The sequence below is a fragment of the Micromonospora sp. D93 genome (assembly GCF_018070365.1).
GTDB classification, from domain to species: Bacteria; Actinomycetota; Actinomycetes; order Mycobacteriales; family Micromonosporaceae; genus Micromonospora; species Micromonospora ureilytica.
Genome location: NZ_JAGPXW010000012.1, coordinates 132,165 through 158,778 on the forward strand (window position 1 = coordinate 132,165; position 26,614 = coordinate 158,778).

At 72.3% G+C, this 26,614-nt stretch carries 28 protein-coding genes; 15 read left to right on the plus strand and 13 right to left on the minus strand.

All coding sequences use genetic code 11. The features are described 5' to 3' along the window. Positions 1-67 precede the first annotated feature (67 nt). Positions 68-1,024 (minus strand): CoA ester lyase, encoded by a 957-nt coding sequence (locus tag KBX71_RS16305; protein ID WP_210818878.1) that lies wholly within the window; start codon positions 1,022-1,024, stop codon positions 68-70. Positions 1,025-1,152: 128 nt separating this feature from the next. On the opposite strand from KBX71_RS16305, the gene KBX71_RS16310 reads away from it, so the two are divergent. Beyond that, complete coding sequence (locus tag KBX71_RS16310; RefSeq protein WP_210818932.1) at positions 1,153-1,977, plus strand: SDR family NAD(P)-dependent oxidoreductase; 825 nt, start codon at positions 1,153-1,155, stop codon at positions 1,975-1,977. A 9-nt stretch (positions 1,978-1,986) separates the two neighbouring features. Then, complete coding sequence (locus tag KBX71_RS16315) at positions 1,987-2,262, plus strand: hypothetical protein (protein WP_210818879.1); 276 nt, start codon at positions 1,987-1,989, stop codon at positions 2,260-2,262. Here KBX71_RS16315 and KBX71_RS16320 read toward each other — a convergent pair. Then, positions 2,259-3,176 (minus strand): DMT family transporter, encoded by a 918-nt coding sequence (locus KBX71_RS16320; RefSeq protein ID WP_210818880.1) that lies wholly within the window; start codon positions 3,174-3,176, stop codon positions 2,259-2,261. The genes KBX71_RS16315 and KBX71_RS16320 overlap by 4 nt on opposite strands. 106 nt (positions 3,177-3,282) lie before the next feature. Here KBX71_RS16320 and KBX71_RS16325 point away from each other — a divergent pair, with 106 nt between their 5' ends. Then, positions 3,283-4,002: an HAD family hydrolase gene (locus KBX71_RS16325; protein ID WP_124819990.1), complete on the plus strand. Its 720-nt coding sequence runs from the start codon at positions 3,283-3,285 to the stop codon at positions 4,000-4,002. Between the two features lie 8 nt (positions 4,003-4,010). On the opposite strand, the gene KBX71_RS16330 is transcribed toward KBX71_RS16325, so the two are convergent. After that, positions 4,011-4,541, minus strand: a complete 531-nt coding sequence (locus KBX71_RS16330; RefSeq protein WP_210818881.1) for a hypothetical protein — start codon at positions 4,539-4,541, stop codon at positions 4,011-4,013. A 12-nt stretch (positions 4,542-4,553) separates the two neighbouring features. Further along, entirely contained in the window at positions 4,554-5,423 is an 870-nt protein-coding gene (locus tag KBX71_RS16335) for a PhzF family phenazine biosynthesis protein (protein WP_210818882.1), read from the minus strand. Positions 5,424-5,456: 33 nt separating this feature from the next. On the opposite strand from KBX71_RS16335, the gene KBX71_RS16340 reads away from it, so the two are divergent. The 3 genes from KBX71_RS16340 to KBX71_RS16350 all read left to right on the plus strand — a co-directional run bounded on the left by KBX71_RS16340 (position 5,457) and on the right by KBX71_RS16350 (position 8,611). Continuing rightward, positions 5,457-6,743: a magnesium transporter MgtE N-terminal domain-containing protein gene (locus KBX71_RS16340; protein WP_210818883.1), complete on the plus strand. Its 1,287-nt coding sequence runs from the start codon at positions 5,457-5,459 to the stop codon at positions 6,741-6,743. After that, the gene (locus KBX71_RS16345) at positions 6,736-7,386 is read left to right on the plus strand and encodes a DUF1003 domain-containing protein (RefSeq protein WP_210818884.1); all 651 of its coding nucleotides are present in this window, start codon (positions 6,736-6,738) and stop codon (positions 7,384-7,386) included. Before KBX71_RS16340 ends, KBX71_RS16345 begins: the two co-directional genes overlap by 8 nt. Before the next feature lie 76 nt (positions 7,387-7,462). Next, positions 7,463-8,611: an Mrp/NBP35 family ATP-binding protein gene (locus KBX71_RS16350; RefSeq protein WP_210818885.1), complete on the plus strand. Its 1,149-nt coding sequence runs from the start codon at positions 7,463-7,465 to the stop codon at positions 8,609-8,611. 131 nt (positions 8,612-8,742) lie between these two features. Here KBX71_RS16350 and KBX71_RS16355 read toward each other — a convergent pair whose 3' ends face one another. Both KBX71_RS16355 and KBX71_RS16360 read right to left on the minus strand, forming a co-directional pair. Then, complete coding sequence (locus KBX71_RS16355) at positions 8,743-9,165, minus strand: preprotein translocase subunit TatB (protein WP_196928467.1); 423 nt, start codon at positions 9,163-9,165, stop codon at positions 8,743-8,745. Between the two features lie 76 nt (positions 9,166-9,241). Next, positions 9,242-10,696 (minus strand): S1C family serine protease, encoded by a 1,455-nt coding sequence (locus tag KBX71_RS16360; protein ID WP_374102609.1) that lies wholly within the window; start codon positions 10,694-10,696, stop codon positions 9,242-9,244. A gap of 314 nt (positions 10,697-11,010) precedes the next feature. On the opposite strand from KBX71_RS16360, the gene KBX71_RS16365 reads away from it, so the two are divergent. Further along, positions 11,011-11,580, plus strand: coding sequence for an O-methyltransferase (locus KBX71_RS16365; protein WP_124820012.1), 570 nt, complete (start codon positions 11,011-11,013; stop codon positions 11,578-11,580). Between the two features lie 7 nt (positions 11,581-11,587). Here the strand turns inward: KBX71_RS16365 and KBX71_RS16370 are convergent, their stop codons facing one another. Both KBX71_RS16370 and KBX71_RS16375 read right to left on the minus strand, forming a co-directional pair. Further along, positions 11,588-13,063 (minus strand): M17 family metallopeptidase, encoded by a 1,476-nt coding sequence (locus KBX71_RS16370; protein ID WP_210818933.1) that lies wholly within the window; start codon positions 13,061-13,063, stop codon positions 11,588-11,590. A 147-nt stretch (positions 13,064-13,210) separates the two neighbouring features. Next, entirely contained in the window at positions 13,211-13,378 is a 168-nt protein-coding gene (locus tag KBX71_RS16375; protein WP_007455245.1) for a DUF3117 domain-containing protein, read from the minus strand. Positions 13,379-13,568: 190 nt separating this feature from the next. On the opposite strand from KBX71_RS16375, the gene KBX71_RS16380 reads away from it, so the two are divergent. From KBX71_RS16380 to KBX71_RS16395, 4 genes are read left to right on the plus strand one after another with little or no spacing between them, the layout of a single operon-like run. Next, positions 13,569-14,387 (plus strand): PaaX family transcriptional regulator C-terminal domain-containing protein, encoded by an 819-nt coding sequence (locus tag KBX71_RS16380; RefSeq protein ID WP_091394799.1) that lies wholly within the window; start codon positions 13,569-13,571, stop codon positions 14,385-14,387. Positions 14,388-14,391: 4 nt separating this feature from the next. Then, on the plus strand, positions 14,392-15,183 hold the full coding sequence (locus KBX71_RS16385) for an enoyl-CoA hydratase-related protein (protein WP_210818887.1): 792 nt from the start codon (positions 14,392-14,394) through the stop codon (positions 15,181-15,183). 59 nt (positions 15,184-15,242) lie between these two features. Then, positions 15,243-16,541 carry a DUF1800 family protein gene (locus KBX71_RS16390; protein ID WP_210818888.1) on the plus strand — a complete coding sequence of 433 codons (1,299 nt, stop codon included), beginning with the start codon at positions 15,243-15,245 and terminating at the stop codon, positions 16,539-16,541. Between the two features lie 14 nt (positions 16,542-16,555). Next, positions 16,556-17,797 carry a DUF1501 domain-containing protein gene (locus KBX71_RS16395; protein ID WP_210818889.1) on the plus strand — a complete coding sequence of 414 codons (1,242 nt, stop codon included), beginning with the start codon at positions 16,556-16,558 and terminating at the stop codon, positions 17,795-17,797. On the opposite strand, the gene KBX71_RS16400 is transcribed toward KBX71_RS16395, so the two are convergent. The 4 genes from KBX71_RS16400 to KBX71_RS16415 all read right to left on the minus strand — a co-directional run bounded on the left by KBX71_RS16400 (position 17,794) and on the right by KBX71_RS16415 (position 20,208). Continuing rightward, positions 17,794-18,417, minus strand: a complete 624-nt coding sequence (locus tag KBX71_RS16400) for a hypothetical protein (protein WP_210818890.1) — start codon at positions 18,415-18,417, stop codon at positions 17,794-17,796. The two genes, KBX71_RS16395 and KBX71_RS16400, sit on opposite strands and share 4 nt — an antisense overlap. A 13-nt stretch (positions 18,418-18,430) precedes the next feature. Further along, positions 18,431-19,012, minus strand: coding sequence for a DNA-3-methyladenine glycosylase I (locus tag KBX71_RS16405; protein WP_124820003.1), 582 nt, complete (start codon positions 19,010-19,012; stop codon positions 18,431-18,433). A 66-nt stretch (positions 19,013-19,078) separates the two neighbouring features. Next, positions 19,079-19,576, minus strand: coding sequence for an SRPBCC family protein (locus KBX71_RS16410; RefSeq protein WP_210818891.1), 498 nt, complete (start codon positions 19,574-19,576; stop codon positions 19,079-19,081). Continuing rightward, the gene (locus KBX71_RS16415) at positions 19,573-20,208 is read right to left on the minus strand and encodes a DivIVA domain-containing protein (protein ID WP_210818892.1); all 636 of its coding nucleotides are present in this window, start codon (positions 20,206-20,208) and stop codon (positions 19,573-19,575) included. Before KBX71_RS16415 ends, KBX71_RS16410 begins: the two co-directional genes overlap by 4 nt. A gap of 156 nt (positions 20,209-20,364) precedes the next feature. Between KBX71_RS16415 and folP the strand changes: the two genes are divergently transcribed. Further along, positions 20,365-21,234 carry a dihydropteroate synthase gene (gene folP / locus KBX71_RS16420; protein ID WP_210818893.1) on the plus strand — a complete coding sequence of 290 codons (870 nt, stop codon included), beginning with the start codon at positions 20,365-20,367 and terminating at the stop codon, positions 21,232-21,234. Between the two features lie 67 nt (positions 21,235-21,301). Here the strand turns inward: folP and ndhC are convergent, their stop codons facing one another. Continuing rightward, positions 21,302-21,679, minus strand: a complete 378-nt coding sequence (gene ndhC / locus KBX71_RS16425) for an NADH-quinone oxidoreductase subunit A (protein ID WP_124820007.1) — start codon at positions 21,677-21,679, stop codon at positions 21,302-21,304. 129 nt (positions 21,680-21,808) lie between these two features. Here ndhC and KBX71_RS16430 point away from each other — a divergent pair, with 129 nt between their 5' ends. The 3 genes from KBX71_RS16430 (at position 21,809) to KBX71_RS16440 (ending at position 26,603) form a co-directional block, all read left to right on the plus strand. Further along, complete coding sequence (locus tag KBX71_RS16430) at positions 21,809-23,299, plus strand: hypothetical protein (RefSeq protein WP_210818894.1); 1,491 nt, start codon at positions 21,809-21,811, stop codon at positions 23,297-23,299. A 396-nt stretch (positions 23,300-23,695) separates the two neighbouring features. Further along, a complete protein-coding gene (locus KBX71_RS16435) occupies positions 23,696-25,543 on the plus strand; it encodes a 2-oxoacid:acceptor oxidoreductase subunit alpha (RefSeq protein WP_210818895.1) in 1,848 nt (615 codons plus the stop codon). Beyond that, on the plus strand, positions 25,536-26,603 hold the full coding sequence (locus KBX71_RS16440; RefSeq protein WP_210818896.1) for a 2-oxoacid:ferredoxin oxidoreductase subunit beta: 1,068 nt from the start codon (positions 25,536-25,538) through the stop codon (positions 26,601-26,603). The genes KBX71_RS16435 and KBX71_RS16440 overlap by 8 nt, the downstream gene beginning before the upstream one ends. The last annotated feature ends 11 nt before the right edge of the window (positions 26,604-26,614 follow it).

Consider the following 26,614-nt stretch of genomic DNA (forward strand, 5'->3'; position numbering starts at 1 on the left):
CGGGCCGGCGTACCGCCGATTGTCGAGCCGGATCGACAGCCGGCGGCTGTCGTCCCGGCCCGGCCGGTCACTCCGCCGGTGGGGTGAACGACGAGGTACGGCTCATCCCGGCCGCCCGACCCTTGGCGGCGACCACAAGCGCCATCTTGCGGGACGCCTCGTCGATCATCTCGTCGCCGAGCATCACGGCGCCGAGCCGGCCGCCGGCCTCCGAGGTGTAGTGCTCGTACGCGTCGAGGATCAACTCGGCGTGGTCGTAGTCGGCCTGCGCCGGCTGGTAGACCTCGTTGGCGGCGTCGATCTGGCCCGGGTGCAGCACCCACTTGCCGTCGAAGCCCAGCGCGGCCGAACGCTTGGCCACCTCGCGGAAGGCGTCGACGTCGCGGATCTGCAGGAAGGGGCCGTCGATGGCCTGCTTGTCGTGCATCCGCGCGGCCATCAGGATCCGCATCAGGATGTAGTGGTACGGGTCGCCCGGGTAGTCCGGGATCAGGCCGCCGACCACCATCGACTTCATGTTGATCGACGCCATGAAGTCGGCCGGGCCGAAGATGATGGTCTCCACGCGCGGGGAGGCGGCGGCGATCGCGTCCACGTTGACCAGACCGGCGGCGTTCTCGATCTGCGCCTCGATGCCGATCCGACCGACCTCCAGGCCGATCGTCTTCTCGATCTGGGTGAGCGTCAGGTCCAGCCACTGCACCTGGGCGGCGGTCTGCACCTTCGGCAGCATGATGCAGTCCAGGTTGGCGCCGGCGCCCTCGACGACCTCGATGACGTCCCGGTAGGTCCACGGGGTGGTCAGGTCGTTGACCCGGACCACCCGGGTCTTGCCGGCCCAGTCACCCTCGTTGAGGGCGGCCACGATGTTCTTGCGCGCGTCCGGCTTGGCCAGTGGGGCGACGGCGTCCTCCAGGTCGAGGAAGACCTGGTCGGCCGCGAGCCCCTGAGCCTTGCCGAGCATCTTCACGCTGGAACCCGGCACGGCGAGGCAGGACCTGCGGGGGCGACCGACTGCGGCCATGGATGCGCTCCTTCCAGGGTCCGGCGGGCATGCCGACGCCACCTGACGACAGATCCGAGACCTTAACGATCCCAAAGGGCGTTGTGACGCCACGGTAACCTCGCGCCATGACCGGGGTGAATGGACCTGTGGAAGATCTCACTGGGCGCCGACTGGTGGTGGTGACCGGGGCCAGCTCCGGCATCGGGCTGGCCGCCGCCGTGCACCTGGCCTGCCGTGGCGACCAGGTGGTACTGGTCGGGCGGGACCCGGCCCGCCTCCAGGCCGCCGCCGAGCGGGTACGGGAGAACTCCGGTGAGCGTCCGGAGCTGTTCCGGGCCGACTTCGCGATCCTCGACGACGTACGCCGACTGGCCGAGCAGCTTCGAGCCGCGTACGACCGGATCGACGTGCTCGCCAACAACGCCGGCGCGATCGCGCTGCAACCACTTGTCACAGTCGACGGCTTCGAGATGTCGATCCAGGCCAACCACCTGGCCCCGTTCCTGCTCACCAACCTGCTCGCCGACCGGGTGGACCGGGTCGTGGTGACCGCCTCCGGCGGGCACCGCTTCGGCGCACTCGACCCGGACGACCTGAACAAGCCCCTGCGTGACTACCGGCCGATGGGCGCGTACGGCACCAGCAAGCAGGCGAACATCCTGTTCAGCGCCGAGGCCGCCCGGCGCTGGCCGGACATGTTCGCGTACAGCTTCCACCCCGGGGTGGTCCGCACCCGGTTCGCCAACGACAGCAGGCTCGTCGCGTTCGGCATGCGTTTCATGCCCTTCCGGAGCCCGGAGAAGGGCGCCGAGACGCTTGTGTGGCTGGCCAACCAGGAGCACTCCCGGCTGATCAACGGGGGTTACTACGTGGATCGTCGGCCGCGTCGGCCCCTTCGGAAGGCGGCCGATCCGCAGCTCGCCGCCCGGCTGTGGGCAGCGAGCGCCAAGGCGGTCGGTCTCGATGGCTGAGGGGACGGTGTGCTGACACTCGTCGCGATCGTCGAGTTCGCCGTCGGGGCCGAGGCCGCCGGGCAGCGTTACGAGGACTCCGTGCTGGCCCTGCTCGGCCGACACGGCGGCCACCTGGAACGGCGACTGCGCGGCACCGACGGGCGCACCGAGGTGCACATGATCCGGTTCGACGACCGGGCCGGGTACGAGTCGTTCCTCGCCGATGCGGACCGGGCGGCCCTGCGTACCGCCCTCGGCGAAGCCGCTCCGACGACCCGGGTCATCGAGGTGCACGAGAGCTAGCCCGCCCTGGGTTCGCTCCGCCGGCCGCCGAGCACCACCACCGCCACCCCGACCAGCAGCAACGCCATGCCGAGCAGCGCGTACGGGCGGGGCAGTTGACCCAGCCAGGCCCAGCCGAGCACTGCCGCGCCGGGCGCCTCCAGCAGGATCAGCACGCTCACAGTGGTCGCCGGGATCTTCCGCAGCGCGTAGTTGAACATCGAGTGCCCGAGCAGTTGTGCGCCGGCCACCAGGGCCAGGATGGCCAGCCAGGTACGCCCGTCGAACCCGGTCATCCGTACGCCACCGACCAGGCACAGGGCCAGCAGGATCAGCGCGCAGATCCCGTAGCAGATGGTGGTGTAGGTGGTGGTGCTGATGCTGGTCCGCGCCCGTTCCCCGAACGCGGTGTAGACGGCGGCGAACACGCCGCCGGTCAACGCCAGGACGTCGCCGAGGACGGCCCGGCCGGAGACTCCCACGTCCACCCCCGTGGCGACCGCCGCGCCGCCGACCGCCACCGCGATGCCGATCCACACCACCCGGGGCAGCGGACGCCCCTGGGCGCGGGCGATCAGCCCCTGCCAGACCGGCTGGGTGGCGACCAGTGCGGTGGAGGTGGCGACCGAGGTGAGCTGGGCGCTCGGCACCCAGGTCGCGAAGTGCCCGGCCAACGCGACCCCGGACAGAGCGCAGAACAGCCCCTCCCGCCGGCCGGCACCCACGGTCAGCGTTCGGAACTCGGCGCGACGTCGAACCAGCGCGAAGGGGCTCAGTACGGCCACCGCGAGCAGGTTGCGCCAGAACGCGATGGCCAGCGCGGGGGCGGCGGCGTACGCGATCAGCGGCGCGGACGACGACACGGCGACCACGGCCAGCCCGACCGCGCCGGTGGTCAGCGGATCCACTGTCGGCCGAGGTGAAGGTGGGGGCACGGGACGTAATCCTCACACGTATGACGGTCAGCACGGAGGGTCATCGCTCCGTTACGATCACGCGGTTCCGCGCCGGCGACCCTCGACCGCCCGGAGGCGTTCCCCCATGCCCAGCTACCAGGCGGTGCTGTTCGACTTCTTCGGCACCCTGACCCGTTCGGTGCAGCGCGGCGTCGCCCACCTCGGCACCGCGGAGCTGCTCGGGTGCCACACCGACACGTTGACCGAGGTGCTGGATCGTACCTACTACGAGCGGGCCACCGGCCTTCTCGGCAACGCGGAGGCGACCCTGCGCTGGGTGTGCGCCCAGGCCGGCGTACACCCCAGCGACCAGGCGGTACGGGCGGCCGTGGCCTCCCGGCACCGGGCGGTCCGCGCCGACACCTGGCTGCGGGCCGACGCGGTGCCGGTGCTGGCGGCCCTGCGCCAGCGCGGCCTGCGCACCGGCGTGATCAGCGACTGTACGCACGAACTGCCGGCCTTCCTGCCGCAGCTCGCGATCGCCCCGCTGCTCGACGTACGGGTCTTCTCGGTGCAGGTCGGGCGGTGCAAGCCGGATCCGACGCTCTACCTGACCGCCTGCCAGCGGCTCGGGCTCGCCCCCGGCGACTGCCTCTACGTCGGTGACGGCGGCAGCCAGGAGTTGACCGGCGCCGAGCGGGCCGGGATGACCGCCGTCCGGCTCGCCGCACCGGATCTGGCCACGCACCTGGTGTTCAACGCCGACCGGGACTGGCGCGGCCTCACACTCGGCACCCTGGGTGAGGTGCTCGCTCTCGTCGACGCGGACGCGGCGGTCGCGGGGGTCGGCGGCCGGGCGGGCTGATCAGTTGATCAGCGGCGGCGGACCCGGTGCAGGCGGAACGGCTTGCGGGTGGCCCGGACCGCCGGAGTCGCCCGGGGCGGCTCGGCCTGCGCGTCGGCCGGCAACTCCGCTCCGGCCAGCGGCGTACCGGCCGGGGCGAGCCGGTTCACCGCGCATCCGTCCGCGGCCCAGCGGGCCACCAGGTCGGCGGTCGGACCGGGCGCGTTGAGGCGCTTCGCCGCCACCAGCGGCGCGGTGATGTCCCACGCCTCGGTGCCCGGCTGCAACCGGCTCACCCGGGCCGGCCAGGTGACGATTCGACCGCCGTGGTCGCCGCGCAGGGTGACCTGGGCCTCGGTAGCGTCGGCCAGACCCGGTGCGGCCTGCTCGCCCGGCCCGCTCACCACCAGGAGCGCGCCCTCCAGTGGGGCGCACCAGAGCGCGAGCGCCGGCCCGCCGGCAACGCTGATCCAGGCCACGGCGGCCTTCTTCATCGCCTCGTCGACCAGTGGGGTGCCCCCGGGGGCGTCCTCGTCCGTCACACCCGCATCCTCCCGCATCGGCGCCTCCGCTCAGCCCACGAATGGCGGCACGGCGATCTCGCCCCGGGCCACCGGCACCACCTGACCGGCGACTGTCGCGCCGACCGCCACCCCGTCCGCCGCAGTGACAGTGCAGGCCAACGCGGACGGACGGTTCATCTCCACACCCTGACGGACCGCGTACTCCGATCGCCCCTCGCCGGGCAGCAGACCACTCGCCACCAGCCAGACACCGAGGCCGAGCGCCGCCGAACCGGTCGCCGGGTCCTCCGGAACGCCGATCCCCGGCACGAAGACCCGGGCGTGCGCGGTTTGCGCGGCCGCGTCCCAGGAGAAGACGCTGACGTGCGACACCCCGTACCGCTGCGCCACCGCGGGGTTCACCCGGGCGCGGGCCACCGACTCCGGCCGCACCGGCAGGTACGGGAACTCCAGCCCGCAGCCGGCGACACGTGGGGCGGGCCCCATGTGGTCGTCGGCGACCAGGCCGGCGATCTCCAGCAACGGCTCCGGGTCCAACTCCGGCCCGAGGGTCGGGGCGCCCCCGGTCAGCGTCGCCCCGGACGCGGTCACCTCGATCGGCAGCACACCGGCCCCGCACTCCTGGGTGACCTGCCCCACACCGAACATGCCCCGCCGGCACGCGGTGACCGCCGCGCCGACGCTGGGGTGCCCCGCGAACGGCAGCTCCTCCACCGGAGTGAAGATCCGGGCCCGGTAGGTGATGCCGACCTGGGTCGGCGGCAGCACGAACACCGTCTCGGAGAGGTTGAACTCCAGCGCGAGCGCCTGCATCTGCTCGGTGGCCAGCGCCTCCGCGCCGAACACCACCGCTAGGGGGTTGCCGGCGAAGGGGCGGTCGGTGAAGACGTCCACGATCTCGTAGGCCAAGGTCGACATGTTGATAAACCCTAGGCGCTTAGGCTGGTGCCCGTGAGCACGCCGAACCGGGTCTACATCGCCCGTCTCGCCGGAGTCGCCGTCTTCGACCCGAACGGCGACCAGGTGGGCCGGGTTCGTGACGCCGTGGCACGGCTCCGGGCGACCAAGCGTCCGCCGGAGGTGGTGGGCCTCGTCGCCGAGATGCCGATGCGCCGTCGGATCTTCCTGTCCATCAACCGGATCACCTCCATCGACGCGGACGCCGTCGTGCTCGGCTCCGGCACCCTCAACCTGCGCCGGTTCGAGAAACGCCAGAACGAGCTGCTGGTGCTCCAGGAACTGCTCGACCGGCGTGTGCAACTCGACCCGGGCGGCCAACCCGGCGCGGTCGTGGACGTCGCGATGGAGTGCACCCGGGGCGGCGAGTGGTCGCTGACCCGTGTCGCCGTACGCGAGCAGACCGGTCGGCTCAGCCGCCGCGGCCACCTGCACCAGGTCGAGTGGGACCGGGTGCGCGGGCTCAGCGGCATCGCCGACAACCGGGGTACGGCGAACCTGCTCGCCGTCCTGGAGGACATGCGCCCCGCCGACCTGGCCAACGCGCTGCAGGATCTGCCCGACGCGCGGCGTAACGAGGTCGCGGCCGCGCTGGACGACGAGCGACTGGCCGACGTGCTCAGCGAGCTGCCGGAGCACGACCAGGTGGAGATCCTCGCCGCCCTGGACCGGGAGCGGGCCGCCGACATCCTGGAGGAGATGGACCCGGACGACGCCGCGGACCTGCTCAACGAGCTGCCCCCGCCCGAGCAGGACGTGCTGCTGGACCTGATGGAACCGGACGAGGCCGACCCGGTGCGTCAGCTGCTGAAGTACACCCCCGGCACGGCGGGCAGTGTGATGACCTCGGAGCCGGTCATCCTGCCGCCGGACGCCACAGTCGCCGAGGCGCTGGCCCGGATCCGGGAGCCCCAGCTCTCCCCCGCCGTCGCCGCGCAGGTCTTCGTGACCCGGGCGCCGCAGAACACGCCGACGGGCCGCTACCTGGGCATGGTGCACTTCCAGGCGCTGCTGCGCGAACCACCGGCCGACCTGCTGGGCAAGGTGGTGGTCAACGACATCGACCCGCTGCGCCCCACCACGCCGCTGCCGGAGATCACCCGCCGGATGGCCACCTACGACCTGGTCGCCATGCCGGTGATCGACCGCAACAACCGGCTGGTTGGCGCCGTGACAGTGGACGACGTGCTGGACCACTCGCTGCCCCAGGACTGGCGGGACCGCGACACCCTGGTCGCCCCGGGCACCGCCGACGTGGCGCTGGACGGCGCGGATGGCTGAGCAGCGGCGGGCGGAGCGGCTCGACCAGCCGCGCGAGCCCCGGGGCATCAAGCTGCCCCGGTTCGACGCGGAGGCGTTCGGTCGGTGGTCGGAGGGCATCGCCCGGGGCATGGGCACCGCGAACTTCCTCGTCGTCATGACGGTGGTGATCGCGATCTGGTTCGGCTGGAACACCCTGGCCCCGGCGAACCTGCGCTTCGACCCGTACACCTTCACGTTCCTGACCCTGATCCTGTCCCTGCAGGCCAGCTACGCGGCCCCGCTGATCCTGCTGGCCCAGAACCGGCAGGCCGACCGGGACCGGGTGGCCCTCGAGGAGGACCGGCGGCGAGCCACCGCGCAGAAGGCGGACACCGAGTACCTGGCGCGGGAGATCGCGGCCCTGCGGATCGCGCTGGGTGAGGTCGCCACCCGCGACTTCCTCCGCTCCGAGCTGGCCCGGCTGGCCGAGGAACTGGACGAGATGGGGCAACGCCGGCAGCGACTGGAGCGCCGCCAGCAGGAGAAGGACAGCCGGCAGGAGCGGCGTGGCCAGCGGCCGACCGACGGTGTCGGCCTGGACGAACCCCGTGACGACCTGGACGGCGACTTCACCCGGGGCGCCCGGCCGGACGGCACCGGCCCGCGCCGGCCGGAGGGCTGACCAACTGGTCATCGATTGGCTCACACCGCCCCGGGCAGCGGCGGCAGCGGATGCCCCGCGACGTAGCATTGCGGGCATGTCAGCACCCGTGAGCACCGTCGAGGACGCGATCCAGGCCGCCCTGGCCACCGTCAACGACCCGGAGATCCGCCGGCCCATCACCGAGCTGGGCATGGTCCGCTCCGCCACGATCGGTGCCAGCGGCGTCGTACGCGTCGAGCTGCTGCTCACCGTCGCCGGCTGCCCGCTGAAGGACAAGCTGCGTAACGACATCACCGCCGCCGTCGCCGCGGTACCCGGCGTCACCGGCGTGGAGATCGACTTCGGTGTGATGACCCCCGAGCAGCGGCAGGGGTTGCAGTCGCAGCTGCGCGGCGGCGGCGCCACCGAGGAGCCCGTCATCCCGTTCGCCCAGCCCGGTTCACGCACCCGCGTGTACGCGGTGGCCAGCGGCAAGGGCGGCGTCGGCAAGTCCAGCGTGACTGTCAACCTGGCGGCGGCGCTCGCCGCCCGTGGGCTCTCCGTCGGGGTGGTCGACGCGGACATCTACGGCCACTCGGTGCCGCGGATGCTCGGCACGGAGGCCCGGCCCACCCGCGTCGAAGACATGATCATGCCGCCGCAGGCGCACGGCGTGAAGGTGATCTCCATCGGCATGTTCACCTCCGGCAACGCCGCAGTGGTGTGGCGTGGCCCCATGCTGCACCGGGCGTTGCAGCAGTTCCTGGCCGACGTCTACTGGGGCGACCTGGACGTGCTCCTGCTCGACCTGCCGCCGGGCACGGGTGACGTGGCCATCTCGCTGGCCCAACTGCTGCCCAACTCGGAGATCCTGATCGTCACCACCCCGCAGACCGCCGCCGCCGAGGTGGCGGAGCGGGCCGGTGCGATCGCCCTGCAGACCCACCAGCGGGTGGTCGGCGTCATCGAGAACATGTCCTGGCTGGAGCTGCCGGACGGCTCCCGGATGGAGATCTTCGGCTCCGGCGGTGGCACTGCCGTCGCCGAGTCGCTGAGCCGGACCATCGGTGCGCAGGTGCCGCTGCTCGGTCAGATCCCACTGGACACCCGGGTCCGCGAGGCCGGCGACGCCGGCAACCCGATCGTGCTGGCCGAGCCGGAGTCCCCGGCCGCGCAGGCACTCGGCACGATCGCCGACCGGCTCGCCCTGCGCCGCGATTCACTGCTGGGCAAGCCCCTCGGCCTCAAGCCCGCCGGCCGCTGACCACCACGAACACCCCTCAGCCCGTCGGCCACCGTTGGCCGGCGGGCTGAGTCGTCGTACGGCCGAGGCGGGTACGGGCCGGGCCGGGCCGAGGCGCGGAGTACGGGCCGAGGGGCGGGGTACGGGGTTGGTCAGGTGGCGTCGTCGTAGCTGACGCGAGGGGCTGGCGCCGAGGGGCTGCTGGTGGCCGTGCCGGAGCGGGCCTCGTTCGACCGCAGGTCGGCGGCGTTGGCCACGTCCTTCAGGTCGTTGTGCACGCCGCTGACGTCCGCGCGCAGGTTGTCGTAGACGCCCTGCAACGGCTTGCGGATCGCCGCCTCGTCCTCCTCGCTGAGGAGGTGCTTGCGGATGAACGCCTTCGGGTGCAGGTCTTCCAGCTGGATGTCGGTGCCCAGCTCGCGGCTCAGGTCGCCGGTGGCGTTGCGGGCCATGTTGCGCAGGTTGCGCACCAACCGCAGGCCGTCGGTGATCACGGCGGGGAGCCGGTCGCCGAAGATCAGCAGCGCCAGGAGCAGCAGCGCACCGATCTCCCACCAGTTCAGGTTGTCGAGCATCCCGCGGGCCTCCTCTCGGCGTCAGCAGCAAGACTACGCACGCTGGACCGCTTTCGGGCAAGGGGTGCGCCGCTGTTCACTTCGCGTCCGCGGCGAGAGTTACCGAGGTGTTCTGCCGGGTGGCGCCCCGCCGATACTCGACGGTCACGACCGAGCCCGGCGCGTACTTTCGGACCAACGCGGTCAGGTCCGTGGGCTCAGTCATCGGCCGTCCGTTGATCTTGAGGATCACGTCGCCGACCTTCAGCCCTGCGCCGTCCGCGGGGCCGGACGGCTCCACCTCGGCCAGCCGCAGGCCACCCCCGACAACCCCGGTCGGGCCGTCGGCTCGGGCGCCGATCACCGTACGCCGGGCCTTGCCGGTGCCGATGATGTCCTGGGTCACCCGCTTGGCCTGGTTGATCGGGATGGCGAAGGCGAGCCCGATGTTGCCCGCCTCCTGCCCCTCGGTGACGAGTGACTTGATTGTGGAGTTCACCCCGACCACCCGGCCGGCGCCGTCGACAAGCGGGCCGCCCGAGTTGCCGTGGTTGACCGCGGCGTCGGTCTGGATGGCGGCGTAGTAGCGCACCGGACCGCCCGGCTCGCCGGCCTGCATCGTCCGGTCCAGGGCGCTCACGATGCCGGCGGTGACCGTGTTGGCCAGCGACAACGGCGAGCCGATGGCGAGCACGGGGTCGCCGACCGCCAGCGCGTCGGAGTCACCGAACTCCACCGGCCGCAGCCCGGGACGACTCACCTTGATCACGGCGATGTCCGACTCCGCGTCCTGCCCGACGATTGTCGCCGGCGCGGTGCTGCCGTCGTTGAAGACCACCGAGGCCTTGCCGGTGCCACCGGCCACCACATGGTCATTGGTGATCACATGGCCGTCGGCGGTGGCGATGAACCCGGAGCCCTCACTGGTCCCGCCGAGGCTGCTCACCCGCACGGTGACAACGCTGGGCAGGACTCGCTCGGCGACCCCGGCCAGCGACTCCGGTTTGCGCTGCGCCAGTGCCGGCACCTCCGCGGGCGCAGCACCGAGGACGGCCGCGCCAGCGCCGCCGCGTACCGCGAACGCGTAGCCCAGCGCACCACCGAGGGTGCCGGCCAGGAGCGCGGTGATCACCGGGATGAGCAACAGGTGGCGCAGTGTCGGCCGGCCCGGCGCATCGGGATCGGTGACCGGCTCGGGCTCGGTGCCGGGGGCCACCACCCCGGGCACCACCACAGCGGTCGGCGCCGACGGGTCGCGCCAGGGGTCGGCGAGCGCGTCCGACCACCAGGCCGACGCGTCGGCCGAGTTGGGCCCGCCCGCAGCCGGCGCCGGCCAGCCCGGTGCCGGCCCGCCGGAAGACGCCTGCCAACTCGGTGCCATCCCACCGGGAGACGCCTGCCAACCAGGTGCCGGCCCGCCGCCTGGCGGGGCGAGGGGCGTGTGGTCAGCCCCCGGCATGGTCGGCGGCCCCACCGACGGCGCTCCTACCCCGGGCGGTCGCGCCGGAGCCGGAGTCTCACCGCCCCGGCGCCAGTCCCAGCCGTCGGTCACGTCGGTGCCTCCCAGTCCGTCCCCGGATCCCGCGCCGCGTCGCCCGGCCACGGGCCGGTCTGGTCGCGGCTGACGGGATACCGCCTCCAGGATTGCACGGATGTACGCGGTGCAGTCAGCGGTTGCCCCGGTGATCGCTTCCGGTGGAGGCGCGGCTGCGCCCCGCGACGGTCGCCTCTACGCTCACAGTGCCAACCCGCCCCCGCACCACGCACCGCCCCCGGAGGTGCCCCATCGCCACGGTCGCCGGTTCCGGCAGTTCGACGACGCAGGCTCAGCAGTTCGCCGAGTCGTACGTCACCGAGGATCTCGTTCTGCGTACCGCCCGCAGCCTGGCCCGTGAGGTGGGCCTCGACGCGGTCACCCCCGGCGCGGGAGCGGCGCTGCGGCTGCTCGCCGCCGCCGGCAATGCCCGTGCGGTGGTGGAGATCGGCACCGGCACCGGGGTGAGCGGGGTCTGGCTGCTGCGCGGCATGCGCGCCGACGGCGTGCTCACCACCATCGACCTGGAGGTGGAGCACCAGCGGATCGCCCGGCGGATCTTCGCCGAGGCGGGTTTCGCGGCCGGGCGCACCCGGATCATCACCGGCCGGGCGCTCGACGTGCTGCCCCGGCTCGCCGACGGTGCGTACGACCTGGTCTTCGTGGATGCGGAGGCGACCGGCTTCCATGCCTGCGTGGAGGCGGCGCTGCGGCTGTTACGCCCGGGTGGCGTGCTGGCGCTCAACGGCGTGCTGGCCAGCGGTCGGATCGGCGACCCGTCCGCCCGGGACGCGGAGACGGTGACGGTTCGCGAGACGATCAAGGCGGTCCGTGAGTCGGAGCACTGGATCCCCGCGCTGCTTCCGGTCGGGCATGGGCTGCTCGCCGCGGTGAAGTGCTGACCGGGCCTCAGTGAACGTCGGCCAGCCAGCGCAGCAGTGACCGGACGCCCCAGCCGGTGGCGCCGCGGCTGACCTCGGCCTGGTCGCCGTCGGCCCAGGACGGGGCCGACATGTCCAGGTGCAGCCAGCGGTCTCGTAGTTCGCCGGTGAACTCGCGCAGGTAGAGCGCGGCCAGCACCGAGCCGGCACCCTGCGCCGGTGCGCTGTAGAGGTCGGCGATCTCGCTGCCGAGGTACTCGACGTAGTCGGTGTGCAGCGGCATCCGCCACGCCGACTCGCCGGCCGCCTCGGCGGCCGCCAGCACGGCGGCGGCCAACTCGTCGTTCTCGCTGTACAGGGCGGCGGTGCGTTTGCCCAGCGCCACCGAGTTCGCGCCGGTGAGCGTGGCCAGGTCGAGCAGCAGGTCTGGTTTGAGCTGCTGCACCGCGTACGCCAACGCGTCGGCGAGGACCAGTCGACCCTCGGCGTCGGAGTTGGTCGTCTCGCTGGTCGTGCCGCCGTAGTGCCGGATGACGTCGCCGGGGCGGAACGCCGAGCCGCTGACCATGTTCTCGGCGAGCGGGGCCAACGTGGTGATCCGGACCGGCAGCCGCAGCGCGGCGGCGCCCAGGGTGGCGGCGACGACCGCGGCCGCGCCGGCCATGTCCTTGCGCATCAGCTTCATCGACGCCACCGGCTTGATCGAGATGCCGCCGGTGTCGAAGGTGATGCCCTTGCCGACCAGCACCACGTGGGTGCGCGCGTTGGCGGGGTGCCAGTCCAGTTCGACGAGCCGGGGTCCGCTGGCGGAGCCACCGCCCACGGCGAGGATCCCGCCGAAGCCCTCGGCGGCGAGTTCGGCCGGGCCACGGACCCGCAGCCGCAGGTCCGGAAGGTCGGCCGCGGCGGAGGCCACCTGGTCGGCGAACCACTGCGGGGTCTTCACCGAGGAGGGGGTGTTGGTCAGGTCCCGGGCGAGATGGGTCATCGCGGCAGTGGTCCGGGCCGTGGCGACGGTGTCCTCGTACGCGGTGGGGTCGGCGAGCAGCAGGTCGACGCTGCTGAGGGTCGGTCGGTCGCCGGCCTCGGTGAGTCGGAAGCGGTACGGAGCGAGCAGCAGCCCCTCGGTCAGCCCGCGAATCGCGGCCGAGGTCACCTCGGCCGGCAGCGCGATGGTGATATGCGTCTCAGCTGCGTTGGAGCGGGCCAGGGCCGCCCCGGCCGTCCGCCAGGCCGCCTCGTCGCCGTCACCGATGCCGAGCAGCTGCAGCCGGCCGGGGGTACCCCCGGGGCGCAGCTGGGTGTGGATCTCGCCGGTTCGGCCCGTCAGCCGGGCCGCCGACACCAGCGCCACGGCCTCGTCGGCCGTGCCGTCCGGGGCCGCCACGGCTGTCGACATGGGCTCGGCCGAGGTGTCACCCTCCGCCGTCGATTCGGCGGGCCGGACGGGCAGGACGAGGGCGTCGAGCCGGTCAGGCTCGGCAATCAGACGGATGTCGAGCACGCGGAACCGTACCTCCAGGAAAGTGTCGCGGACCGGAGGCGAACCCACCTGCCCGCAGCATTGAAGACCCTGAGCCACCGGCGATTCCGGTGGCTCAGGGCCCAAAGAACGTTCCGGGCGGCGTGAGCCGCCCGGAGCACTCCTCACTCAGCCGGCCGCTGCCTTCAGTGCATCACCGAGCGCGTTGGCCTCGTCGGGAGTCATCTCGACGACGAGCCGGCCACCGCCCTCCAGCGGGACCCGCATGACGATGCCCCGCCCCTCCTTGGTGACTTCCAGCGGACCGTCGCCCGTCCGCGGCTTCATCGCCGCCATGTTGTCTCCCCTCAGACCTACACCAGGGTCGGTGGGTTGCCCCACAGCCACTTCGTCACGACCACCCGCAACGGTCACGGGGGTGTCGACCAACGATTTTCCCTGATGAACACCGCCGGACCCAAACCGGAGCAGCATTGATGTAACAGCATCTAGCTTATCTTGAGAAGGCCTGTCACAATGTGCGGTCATGCAGGCACGGTCGGCACTCTTCGACCTGTACGGCGACCACCTCCGTCCGAGGGGTGGCCGGGCACCGGTTGCTGCCCTGGTCAAGCTACTGGCGCCGCTGGGAATCGCACCGCCAGCAGTTCGCACCGCCGTCTCCCGGATGGTGCGTCAGGGCTGGCTCGAGCCCCTCCGGTTGGTCTCCGGACCGGGATATTCGATCACACCGAAAGCTGCCCGCCGACTCGACGAGGCAGCGGCCCGGATCTACCGGACCGGCCGGGTCACCTGGGACGGCCGGTTCGATCTGCTGGTGTTGGAGGCTCCGGGCTCCCGGCGGGACCGCCAGCGGCTCGCCGCCAACCTCAGCTTCCTCGGCTACGGGACGCTCGACGAGCAGACCTGGGTCGCCACCCGCCCCGCGGAGGACGTCGACCTGCTCCTCGCCGAGACCGGCATCCGGTTCGAACGGTTCACCGCGTCGCACTTCTCCGGCACCCCCGGGGCGATGGGCGTGGTCCGACGAGCCTGGAACCTGGCCGAGATCGGCCGCGCCTACGAGCGGTTCGTCGCGGACCAGCGCCCGCTGCTCGCCGCGGTCACAGTGCGCAGCAGCGACGAGGAGGCGTACGCGACGCGGTTCCGCCTCGTGCACGCGTGGCGTACGTTCCTCTTCCAAGATCCGCAGCTGCCCCCGGCGCTGCTGCCCGAGCGGTGGCCCGGCACCGCCGCGGCCAGTTTTTTCGACCGGCACGCGGCCCGCCTGCGTCCGGCCGCCGACCGGTACGTCGAACAGTGCCTCGACGCCGGCAACCGCATCGTCCGACAGAAGGGTCGTTAGACACGTGACCGAGCCGTTGCTGGTCGACCGGACCGATGCCGTCGTCACCCTCACGCTGAACCGGCCGAACGCGATGAACGCGCTCGACGTGGCGCTCAAGGAGGCGCTGCGGGACGCCCTGGCCGAGTTGGAGACCGACAGGTCCTGCCGCGCGGTCGTCCTGGCCGGGGCGGGCGGGTCGTTCAGCGCCGGTCAGGACCTGCGCGAGCACGTGTCGACGCTGGAAAACTCGGCAAATGACCCGCTGGGCACCGTGCGCGCGCACTACAACCCGATCGCCGCCCGGCTCGCCAACCTGCCCAAGCCGGTGATCGCCGCGGTCCGTGGGATGGCCGCCGGGGCGGGCGCGTCGCTGGCATTCCTCGCCGACATCCGCATCGGCGGTCCGACCACCAGCTTCCTGATGGCCTTCGCCAAGGTCGGTCTCGCCGCCGACACCGGCGCCTCCTGGACGTTGCCCCGACTGGTCGGCCACGCCAAGGCTGTGGAGTTGCTGATGCTGGCCGAGCCGGTCCGCGCCGAGGAGGCCTGCCGGTTGGGCCTGCTCAACCGGTTGACGGACGACGACGAGCAGGTGTTGCCCGTCGCCCAGGAACTGGCCGCCCGCCTCGCCGCCGGCCCGACCGTCGCGTACGGGGCGATCAAGCGGCAGCTCTCCATCGCCGACGCCGGCACCCTCGCCGACGCCCTCGCCGCCGAGGCGCAGGCCCAGTCCATCTGCGGCGCCACCGCCGACCACCGAGCGGCCACCCTCGCCTTCGTCGGCAAGCAGAAACCGGTCTTCGAGGGACGCTGAACGCGATCCGGACGTCGCCCTTACCGTCCTCGAACAGGGGACGCCTAGCGTCGACCGGTATGAGCGATCGTGAAGCGGTGGCGCACCTGCTGCGCCGGGCCACCTTCGGGCCGACCGCCGACGAGGTGGACGCGGCCGAGCGGGCCGGGCCGGCGGCGACCCTGGACCGGGTGCTCACCCCGTCCGGCGCGGACCGGGGCGCGGCGGCCACGCCACTCCCGGCGCTTGCCCCCGACCCGTACGCCGAGCTGACCAAGGACTCCACCCGTGAGCAGCGGCAGCAGGCCAACGCGGAGCGCCGCAAGCAACTCCAGCAGGTCACCGAGTGGTGGCTGGACCGGATGGTGGCCGCCGAGGACGGGCTGACCGAGAAGTTGCTCTTCTTCTGGCACGGGCACTGGGCCACCAGCGCGCAGAAGGTCAAGTCGGCGCGGCTGATGCTGGGCCAGTTGGAGACCCTGCGCCGGCACGGCCGTGGGCCGCTGGGCCCACTGGTCGCGGCGATGGTGCGCGACCCCGCCCTGATCGTCTGGCTGGACGGGCAGAAGAACACCCGCAAGGCACCGAACGAGAATCTGGCCCGCGAGTTGATGGAGCTGTTCACCCTCGGCATCGGGGCGTACAGCGAGGCCGACGTGAAGGCCGGCGCGCGGGCCCTGACCGGGTGGGTGGTCGACCGGCGCACCGGTGCGGCCCGGATCGAGGCCCGGCGGCACGACCCCGGCGAGAAGAGCATCCTCGGGCAGAGCGGCCGGTTCGACGCCGAGGCGTACGCCGGTCTGCTGGCCGCCCAACCGGCAGCGGCGACCTTCGTGGCCGGGCGGCTCTGGTCCCGCTACGCCGGCTCCGACGCCGCGGCCCCGGGCGGTCTGGCCGGCGCGAACACCATCGCGACCCTGCGCGCGGTCTTCTCCGCACCGGCCTTCGCGCAGACCCGGGGCACGCTTGTGAAGCAGCCGGTGGAGTGGCTGGTCGGTGCGCTACGGCAACTCGGCATCCGACCGTCCGCGCTGACCGAGCAGCAACGCAAACAACTGCTGGCCGGTCTGAACGCGCTGGACCAGGTGCCGCTGCGCCCACCCAGTGTGGGCGGTTGGCCGGCCGGGGCCGCCTGGCTGACCACCTCGTCGTTGCAGGCCCGACTACGGACGGCCGGGGTGCTCGCCGCCGCCACGGCACCAGCGGCGCTGGCCCGGCTGACCGCCGCGCCCAGCGCCGGCCGACCGGACGCGCTGGCCCGACTGCTTGTGGTCGACGGCTGGGGTCCGCGCACCCGCGCCGCCCTCACCCCGCTGGCCGGTGAGCCCCGCAAGCTGCTGGCCGCCGGCCTGGTCAGCCCCGAATACACAGTCAGCTGAGCGGAGGAGTCGACATGGACAGCCTGACCCGACGCAGGTTCCTGCTCACCAGCGGGGTGGTCGGCGCGGGCGCGCTGGCCGCCGGGGCCGGCGCGTACAGCCTGCGGGACCTGCTGGATACCACCGGGGACCGGGACCCGCAGTCCCGCACGCTGGTGCTGGTGACCCTCTACGGCGGCAATGACGGCCTCAACACGGTCATTCCGTATGCCGACCCGGCCTACCGGGCGGCGCGCCCCGAGCTGGCGTACCCGGACGGGGAGGTGCGGCGGTTGGACGACGACTTCGGCCTCAACCCGGCGCTGGCCGGCCTGCACCAGCGCTGGTCCGGCGGTGGGCTGGCGATCGTGCGGGGGGTCGGCTACCCGAAGCCGGACCGCAGCCACTTCCGGTCGATGGACATCTGGCACACCGCGCAACCGGACCGGCCCGGCAACACGGGCTGGCTCGGGCGGTGGCTGGACGGAGCCGGTGGTGACCCCCGGCTGGCGGTCTCCTTCGAGCCGGCGCTGCCGCCGCTGCTGGCCGGGGCCCGAAGCGCCGGCGCGGCCGTGCCTGTGACCGACCGGAAGGCCGCCAAGGGGCTTCCCGCGGAGACGCTCACCGCGTTCGCCGCCGCGGAGGCGGGCGAGTCGGCGGCCCGGGGTCGCGCCGCCGCCTGTTTCGCCGACCTACGTTCGGTGGACGAGATGATCCGCCAGGTACGCGACTCCGCCGACCCGGACACGGCGGACCCGGACGGCGAGCAGGCCCCCGCGACAGCCACCGGCGGGGCACGCACACCGCTGGACGCACAGCTCGACCTGGTCGCGCAGTGCGTCGAGGCGGGAGTGTCCACCAGGGTCTTCTCGGTGTCGCTGGGCGGCTTCGACACGCACGCCGACGAGAAGCAGTTGCAGGCCGTCCTGCTGGGGCAGCTGGACCGGGCGTTGACCGGGTTCGCCGACCGGATGAGTCGCACCGAGGCCGGCCGGAAGGTGGTGGTGGCGGTCTACTCCGAGTTCGGCCGTCGGGTACGGGCCAACGCCTCGGACGGCACCGACCACGGCACCGCCTCGGACGTGCTGCTGCTCGGCGCGGGCGTCCGTGGTGGCTGGCACGGCGCACCACCGAGCCTCACCGACCTCGACGACGGCGACCTGAAATACACCACCGACTTCCGGGATGTCTACGCCACGCTGCTGGAACGGGTGCTGGACACCGACCCGGGGCCGGTCCTCGCCGACTGGCGGGGACGAGTGGAGAAACTCTTTTAGTCGTCCTCTTCCGGGTCCTGGTTGGCCTGCTCGCCCAGCACGAACGCCTGCATGGCCAGCTCGTCACCGGCCGGCGAGACGAAGGCGGGCAGCTCACGCGGCCCCAACTCCTGCACGTAGGACCAGAACAGCCGAACCGCCTCGGCGGGCGTGCCGGCCTCGATCGGCAGGTCGAGGCTGACCAACCAGGTGCGCCGCGCCGGAGGCGGACCGAGCTGGTCGGCCAACGCCCGGAAGGCCGCCGGCTCCAGTGCGGTGACCGGCCCGTCGAGCGTCAGCAGGTCGGCCGGCACCGGCTCGTCGAAGGCCCGTCGGGTGTACGCGACGACGAGCGTCCCCGGCTCGATCGGGGACTGCGGGTCGTCCGGGTCTTCGCGGTGGCGTCGACCCGGCGCGGTGACCCGGCCGAGGGCCACCAGCCGTGGCGGCCCGTCGACCAACACGGCAACCTGGTCTCCCGGCCCCGGCCGGGCGACGTCGGTCAGCCCGGTCAGCTCCAGCGTGTCGTGGTGCACGAGCCGCTCGGCCTCGTAACGCTCGGCGGGCAGCAGCACCGCCCAGGTGCCCACCCCGTCGGCGTTGCCGGCCGCGCCGGCCCGGTGCGCGGTCTCGGTCGTCATGTCTGCCATCTCATCACGCCGCCGGTGGGAGGGTGACGTGACAGCCGACGATGTGATCGTCGACCATTCCGGTGGCCTGCATCAGCGCGTACGCGGTGGTCGGGCCGACGAACCGGAAGCCGCGCTTCTTGAGTGCCTTGGCCATCGCCGTCGACTCCGGGGTGATCGGCGGGAGCTCGGCGAACGAGGCGGGGCGAGCCGGCCGGGGCTCCGGGGCGAAGGACCAGAGCAGCGCGGACAGGCCCTCCGGCAGATCCAGTGCGGCGCGGGCGTTGGCGATCGCCGCCTCGATCTTGGCCCGGTTGCGGACGATGCCGGCGTCGGCGAGCAACCGGGTCACGTCGGCGTCGTCGTAGCGGGCGACGGTCGGGAGGTGGAACTCGTCGAAGGCCAGCCGGAACGCCGGACGCTTGCGCAGGATGGTCAGCCAGGACAACCCGGACTGGAACGCCTCCAGCGTCATCCGCTCGTAGAGCGCGTCGTCGCCGCGCAGCGGCCGCCCCCACTCGGTGTCGTGGTAGATGGCGTAGTCGGGGGTGCTCGACCCCCAGGCGCAGCGAGCCAGCCCATCGGCACCGATCACCAGGTCAGTCACCCCGTACACGCTAGGGCATCCGTCCGACACCCCATCGCCACCAGGCCAACCCGGCCAGCCGCACGGTCAGGGCAGCCGGCCCTGCTCGACCAGACGGGCAAACCTCTTCAGCGCCTGGGTGAGGCCGAGCTTGGAGCCGGGCCAGAGCACCGGCCACGCCAGTCGACCGGCCCGACCGCCCGGCAGGTGGAACCACTCGTGCCAGACGACCTGGGTGCGGTCCCGACCCAGCTGGGTGCAGCGCAGCACCCCCGGGCCGCGCAGCACTTGGCCGTGGTGCACCACGCCGATCTCGTACGGCTCGTCGACCCGGACCACCCGCATCTCGTCGCGCAGCGTCGCCCGGCCGAGCGCGGTCACCGCCTCGATCCGGCTGCCCTCGCGCCCGTCGCCCTCGACCACCCGGACCCGGGTGAACGGGATCCAGTCGGACTGACGTTCCCAGGCGAGCAACGCGGCGAAGACCCGCTCCGCCGGGGCGTCGACGATCACCGTGGCGGTCACCTCACCGGCACCGGGTCGGGCCGCCTCCCGAAGATCGTCGGCGCCCTCCGGCTCGGTCACGCCGACTCCGACCGAACCACTGCGTCGCGCTGCTCGGTGCCGTCGGCGGGCTGCGCACGATCGGCCGACTCGTCGTCGGCGGGGGTGGCGGCAGGCGCCACACCATCGGAATCCGCCGGGGACGAGGTGGCGGCGGGCAACGCGCCGGGGGTCGTCGAGCCGACCGGGGCCGAACCCGCCTCGCCGGTCAGCGGCGCGTCTTTGCCCGGCTCGACCGCCGTACCAGGCTCTGCTGCCTCGCCCGGCTCCGCCGCTTCTGCGGTCGTCGCCTTGCTGGCGGACTGCTCGCGGGCCTGGCGCAGCACGTCCGCGTCGTCGGTGCGCCCCTCACGCAAGGCGATGACCTCCGACTCCAGTACGCCGATCAGCTCGGACTTGTAACCGATGTCGTAGGCGGCACGGCGCATCGCCTGATCGACCTGGTCCATCCGGTACCCGCGCAACCCGGTGTCGAAACGGACCGCCCCCACATCGGATTCGCGTAACGGGCGGGTGCCCGGCAACGCCACGGCCTGCGAATCCGGCTCGGCTGGCACCAGGCCGGGATCACGGCCGCTGACCAGCACCGTCACGCCGAATATCACCGCCGCGACGGTCAACGCCACGACCAGGAGGAGCAGAAGCTGACCCATGTACTGATCGTGGCATGGCAGCCGGCCGGGAGCGACCCCGCCACCCGCCCCGATCACGATCGGCGCCGACGCCCGCCCGGAGTTGCGGACGGACGACCGACTAGCGTCGGGACCGGCCGACGCGGCGGCGACGGCGCGAACCTCCAGGAGGCGGGCATGGCCGGGGCGCTTCGGCTGGGTGGGCGCACGTTCGCCCCCGGCGAGCTGGTGGTGATGGCGATCATCAACCGCACGCCTGACTCGTTCTTCGATCGGGGGGCGACCTACGCCGCCGACAGCGCTCTGCGGGCTGTGGAGCGGGCGGTGGACGAGGGCGCGGCCATCATCGACATCGGCGGGGTCAAGGCCGGCCCCGGTGCGGACGTGGGCGTCGCCGAGGAGATCCGGCGCACGGTGGACACCATCGCCGCCGTCCGGGCCGCGTTTCCGGAGGTGGTGATCTCGATCGACACCTGGCGTGCCGAGGTGGCGACGGAGGCCGTGGCGGCCGGCGCCGACCTCCTCAACGACACCTGGTCGGGCGCCGACCCGACGTTGGTCCGGGTGGCCGCGCAGACCGGCGCCGGCCTGGTCTGTTCGCACGCCGGCGGCCTGACGCCGCGGACCAGGCCGCACCGGGCCGCCTTCACCGACGTGGTCGCCGACGTGGTCGCGACGGTGACCGGGCTCGCCGAGCGCGCGGTGGCGGCAGGGGTACGCCCCGACGGCATCCTCATCGACCCGGCGCACGACTTCGGCAAGAACACCAGGCACTCGCTGGAGATCACCCGCCGACTGGACGAGCTGACCGGAACCGGCTGGCCGGTGCTGGTGGCGCTCTCCAACAAGGACTTCATCGGTGAGACGTTGGGCCTGCCGGTGGCCGAACGGCTGGAGGGGACGCTCGCCGCGACTGCGGTCTCGGCCTGGTTGGGCGCCCGGGTATTCCGAGCCCACCAGGTCGGCCCGACCCGCCGGGTGCTGGAGATGGTGGCCTCGATCCGGGGCGACCGCCCGCCCACGGCGACCCGCCGCGGACTCGCCTGACCGGTTGTCGCCGTAAGCGACCGCGAACGGCCGGACGGACCGACACGATCGCCGGAGGCAGCGGCGCTCAGGTCCAGCGGAGGATGTTCCTACGCCAGGCGTAGAGGATGCCGAGCGCGAGCACCGCCACGAACACCGCCATCTCCACCACCGTCACCAGACCGAAGCCCGGCCGGTCGAAGACCACCGCCCAGGGGAAGAGGAACACCGCCTCGACCGCGAACAGCACGTACAGGTAGGCGTACACGTAGTAGCGGATCTGCATCTGCGCCCAGTCGCCGCCGACCGGGTCGAGCCCGCACTCGTAGCTGGCCCGCTTGCCCGCCGGGTCGGCCGGACGCGCCGGGCGTAACACCCGGTTGGCCGAGAACGCCGTAACGAAGAAGAGAACGCTGGCGAGCAGCAGGAGCCCGAGCGTCGCGTACGAGCCCAGGTATCCAGTCACAGTCGGCAGCCTACCGTCCACCCGAACGGGCCGTCCCAAACACGTTACGGATTTGTTTCCAGATGGGACTAGTGCACTGGGGCAACTGTTACCGAACATTGGACACCCACCCATGTCACCGGAGGACAGATGGCCCGCGTGAAGGCATCGCCCGGTAGCCGGGCGGAGGGGCGGCGTTCCACGCCCCTGCTGGCGACCGCGCTCGCGCTCGGCCTGCTCGCGGCGCTCGCCGTGGGACCGGCCTGGGCCAGCGCGGCCGAACCGGACGCGGACCCGGTCGTGACCTCGGCCGAACCGGTCAACGAGCCGGGAGACGAAGGGCCACCGACCACGCCGGCGGAGGAGCCCACCCCGACCGAGGTCCCGGGCGGCGAACCGGTGCCGACCGACCCGGCCCCGGAGACCACCGCGCCGCCACCGGAGACGACGCCACCGGCGCCGGTGACCACCGCCCCGGAGATCCCGCCGGCGCCGACCACCAGCGCGCCCGCGCCGGGCGGCACCACCCGACCGCCCAGCCCGACGCCCCCGGTGCCACCGACGGCGCCCCCGGCCCCACCGGTCCCACCGACACCCCCGGCTCCGCCGGTCCGCCCGCCCGCGCAGGGTTCGGCGCCGCCGCCGCAGAACCCGCTGGGCGTGCAGGTCACCACCGGCGACGTCACCCTCACCGAGGCGTACTGGAACGCGGCGAGCACGGCCGCCACCCTGCAGGTCACGGTGCACAACACGGGTACCACCGCGCAACGGATCCGACTCTCGTACACGCTGCCCGCCGGGCTGACCGACGCCGGCACGAAGGGCTGCGCCGCCGCCGGTGGTGGTGGCGCGTACCGATGCGGTGCCTGGACCGCCGGGGCGGGCGTCCGGTTCAGTACCGTGCTGCGCCTGCGGGTCGCTGGCACGGCGTGGAAGCAGATGCCGCTCAGCGGCTCCGTCCAGGTCGTCGCGGACGCGCCGGCAGTGGCCGGGGAGGCGACCGACGACCAGGGCTTCGCGGTGCTCTTCCCACCCGGCCCGCCGGTGCCCGGGATCGCGCTCGCCGCCAACGAGGTGGCCTTCGACATCAGCGGCAGCCCCAGCACCCTCACCCTCCGGCTGGGCAACACCGGCACGGTGGACGCCGCCGGACGGGTCGAGGTCGTCCTACCGGCCGGGGTGACCGTGCCGACCCCACCGCCCGGCTGCGTGGCGGTTGACCCGACGCGTACCCGCTGCGACGCCGGCCTGGTGCTGGCGGGCACGACCGCCGAGGTGCAGCTGCCGGTGGAGGCGACGCCGCAGGCCCAGCGGGAAGCGCCGTTGTCCGGCGCCGTGATCGGTCAACTCGATCCACGCAGCGGCCCGACCCGTCGGGTGCAGATGAGCTTCCGGATCACCGCCGCTGCCGCCCTGGCCACGCCGGTGGTCTCCCCGCCCGCGCCGACCGGCTCGCACGGCGTACTCCCTGCCGGTGCCGCGACCGGAGACGGCGGGTTGACCTCGGTGCAGCGCACCGCGGTCAGCCTGATCGCGGTTTCCACGCTGCTGGTGGTGCTGGCTCTCACGCTGACCATGACCTCGCTGCGCCGCCGGTTCGGCGGCCCGCCGGCCGAGCCCACGCTCAATCCCGCCGACTGATCGACGGACGACCCCGGCAGCGCGGCCGGGGTCATCGGCGGGGCCCGGTGGTGATCTGGATTACGGCGGGCGGGGCGTAACACCGCAAAGGTGGGCATTTATCGTCTCTATCGGGTCCCAGTCGGCGGACCTCCGGCGATGGTTAGGGCTCCCTTAGACGTAGGCTCTCAGGTGAGGAACGACAGCGGCCGGACCAGCCTGGGGCGGTGCGGTGAAGCGTTGCGTCAAGGAGGTTCCGTGGCCGGGCAAGCCCCGCAGTCGCGAACGAAGGTGGCACCGTGAGCGCGAGGAGTGAGCCGGTTTTGCGAGCCCCGCAGTCGCGAACGAAGGTGGCACCGTGAGCGCGAGGAGTGAGCCGGTTTTGCGAGCCCCGCAGTCGCGAACGAAGGTGGCACAGTGACCAAGCAGATCCGTCAACTCGACCGAGTGGTCATCCGGTTCGCCGGTGACTCCGGCGACGGCATGCAGCTGACCGGCGACCGGTTCACCTCGGAGACGGCGCAGCTCGGCAACGACATCTCCACGCTGCCAAACTTCCCCGCCGAGATCCGGGCGCCCGCCGGCACGTTGCCGGGGGTGTCGAGCTTCCAGGTGCACTTCGCCGACTACGACATCCTCACACCGGGTGACGCGCCCAACGTGCTGGTGGCGATGAACCCGGCGGCCCTCAAGGCCAACCTGGCCGACCTGCCGCGCGGCGCGGACATCATCGTCAACACCGACGAGTTCACCAAGCGCAACCTCGCCAAGGTCGGTTACCAGGCCAGCCCACTGGACGACGACTCGCTGGCCGGCTATGTGGTGCACCCGGTGGCGCTGACCTCGATGACTGTCGGCGCGCTCGCCTCGCACCAGGTGTCCAAGAAGGACGCCGAGCGCTCGAAGAACATGTTCGCGCTCGGCCTGCTCTCCTGGATGTACTCCCGGCCCTACGAGTCGACGCTGCGCTTCCTGGAGCGCAAGTTCGCGTCCCGTCCGGAGCTGGTCGCCGCGAACGTCGCGGCCTTCAAGGCCGGCTGGAACTTCGGCGAGACCACCGAGGACTTCGCGGTCCGCTACGAGGTCAAGCCCGCGAAGATGAAGCCGGGCACCTACCGCAACATCACCGGCAACGCGGCGCTCTCGCTGGGGTTGGTCGCCGCCGGGGTCCGCTCCGGGCTGCCGGTCTTCCTCGGCGCGTACCCGATCACGCCCGCGTCGGACATCCTCCACGAGCTGAGCAAGCACAAGCGCTTCGGCGTGATCACCGTGCAGGCCGAGGACGAGATCGCCGCCGTCGGCGCCGCGCTGGGCGCCTCCTACGGCGGGTCGCTCGGTGTGACCACCACAAGCGGCCCCGGCGTGGCGCTCAAGAGCGAGACGATCTCGCTCGCGGTGGCCCTGGAGCTGCCGCTGGTGATCGTCGACGTGCAGCGCGCCGGCCCGTCGACGGGCATGCCGACCAAGACCGAGCAGGCCGACCTCAACATGGCGCTCTACGGACGGCACGGCGAGGCGCCGGTCGCGGTGATCGCGCCCCGGTCACCGTCGGACTGCTTCTTCGCGGCACTGGAGGCGGCCCGGATCGCGCTGACCTACCGCACCCCGGTGATCCTGCTGTCCGACAACTACGTCGCCAACGGTTCGGAGCCGTGGCTGCTGCCCGACGTGGAGTCGCTGCCCGACCTGCGGGTCGAGTTCGCCACCAAGCCCAACGGCGACGACGGCACCACCTTCCTGCCCTACCTGCGTGACCCGGAGACCCTGGCTCGGCCATGGGCGATCCCTGGCACGGCGGGCCTGGAGCACCGGATCGGCGGTCTGGAGAAGGCCGACAAGACCGGCGACATCTCCTACGACCCGGCCAACCACGACTTCATGGTGCGCACCCGGGCCGCCCGGATCGAGACCATCCCGGTGCCGGACATCGAGGTGGAGGACCCGGACGGCGACGCTCGGGTGCTGGTCCTCGGCTGGGGTTCGACGTACGGGCCGATCGGCGCGGCATGCCGCGGCGTACGCCAGCGCGGCCTCTCCGTCGCCCAGGCGCACCTGCGGCACCTGGCACCGATGCCGGCCAACCTCGGTGAGGTGCTCCGCTCGTACGACAAGGTGGTCATCCCGGAGATGAACCTGGGTCAACTGGCCCACGTCATCCGGGCCCGCTACCTGGTCGACGCGATCAGCTACAACCAGGTCCGCGGCCTTCCGTTCACGGCCGCCGAGCTGGAGACGACGCTGGAAGAGGTGCTGAAGAATGTCTGAGCCCGTCGCCGTCAAGCTCACCGCGAAGGACTTCAAGTCCGACCAGGAGGTGCGCTGGTGCCCCGGCTGCGGTGACTACGCGATCCTGGCGGCCATCCAGCAATTCATGCCGGAGCTGAACATCCCCCGGGAACGCACCGTCTTCGTCTCCGGGATCGGCTGCTCGTCCCGCTTCCCGTACTACATGAACACGTACGGCATGCACTCGATCCACGGCCGGGCCCCGGCGATCGCGACCGGCCTGTCGGTGTCCCGGCCGGACCTTTCGGTCTGGGTGGTCACCGGCGACGGCGACGCGCTCTCCATCGGTGGCAACCACCTGATCCACGCGCTTCGGCGCAACGTCAACCTCAAGATCCTGCTGTTCAACAACCGGATCTACGGTCTGACCAAGGGCCAGTATTCGCCCACGTCCGAGGTCGGCAAGATCACCAAGTCGACTCCGGCCGGCTCGGCGGACGCCCCGTTCAACCCGCTCTCGCTGGCCCTCGGCGCGGAGGCCAGCTTCGTCGGCCGGACCATCGACTCCGACCGTAAGCACCTGCAGTCGGTGTTGCGGGCCGCCGCCGAGCACGAGGGTTCGGCGTTCGTGGAGATCTACCAGAACTGCAACATCTTCAACGATGGGGCGTTCGAGCAGCTCAAGGACCCGTCCACGCGGGACGACTACCTGATCCGCCTGGAGCACGGCCAGCCGATCACCTTCGGCGCTGCTCGCGAGCCGAACGGCCAGTCCGGCGGCGCTGACGGGCAGTTCTGCGTGGTGCACCCGCCGGGTGGCTTCGGCCTGGAGGTCAGGGACACCAGCTCGGTCCGCCCGGAGGAGATCGTCGTGCACGACGCGACGGTCAACGACCCGGCGTACGCCTTCGCGCTGTCCCGGCTGCCCGGCCTGGACCTGCGCAACACTCCGATCGGGGTGTTCCGCTCGGTGGACCGGCCGTCCTACGACAGCGTGGTGCAGGCTCAGCTCGCGGCCGCCAAGGCGACTGTCACCGAGACCCCCGAGCAGCAGCTCGCCGGCCTGCTGGGCAGCGGCGACACCTGGACGATCATCTGACCCGTCCGCAC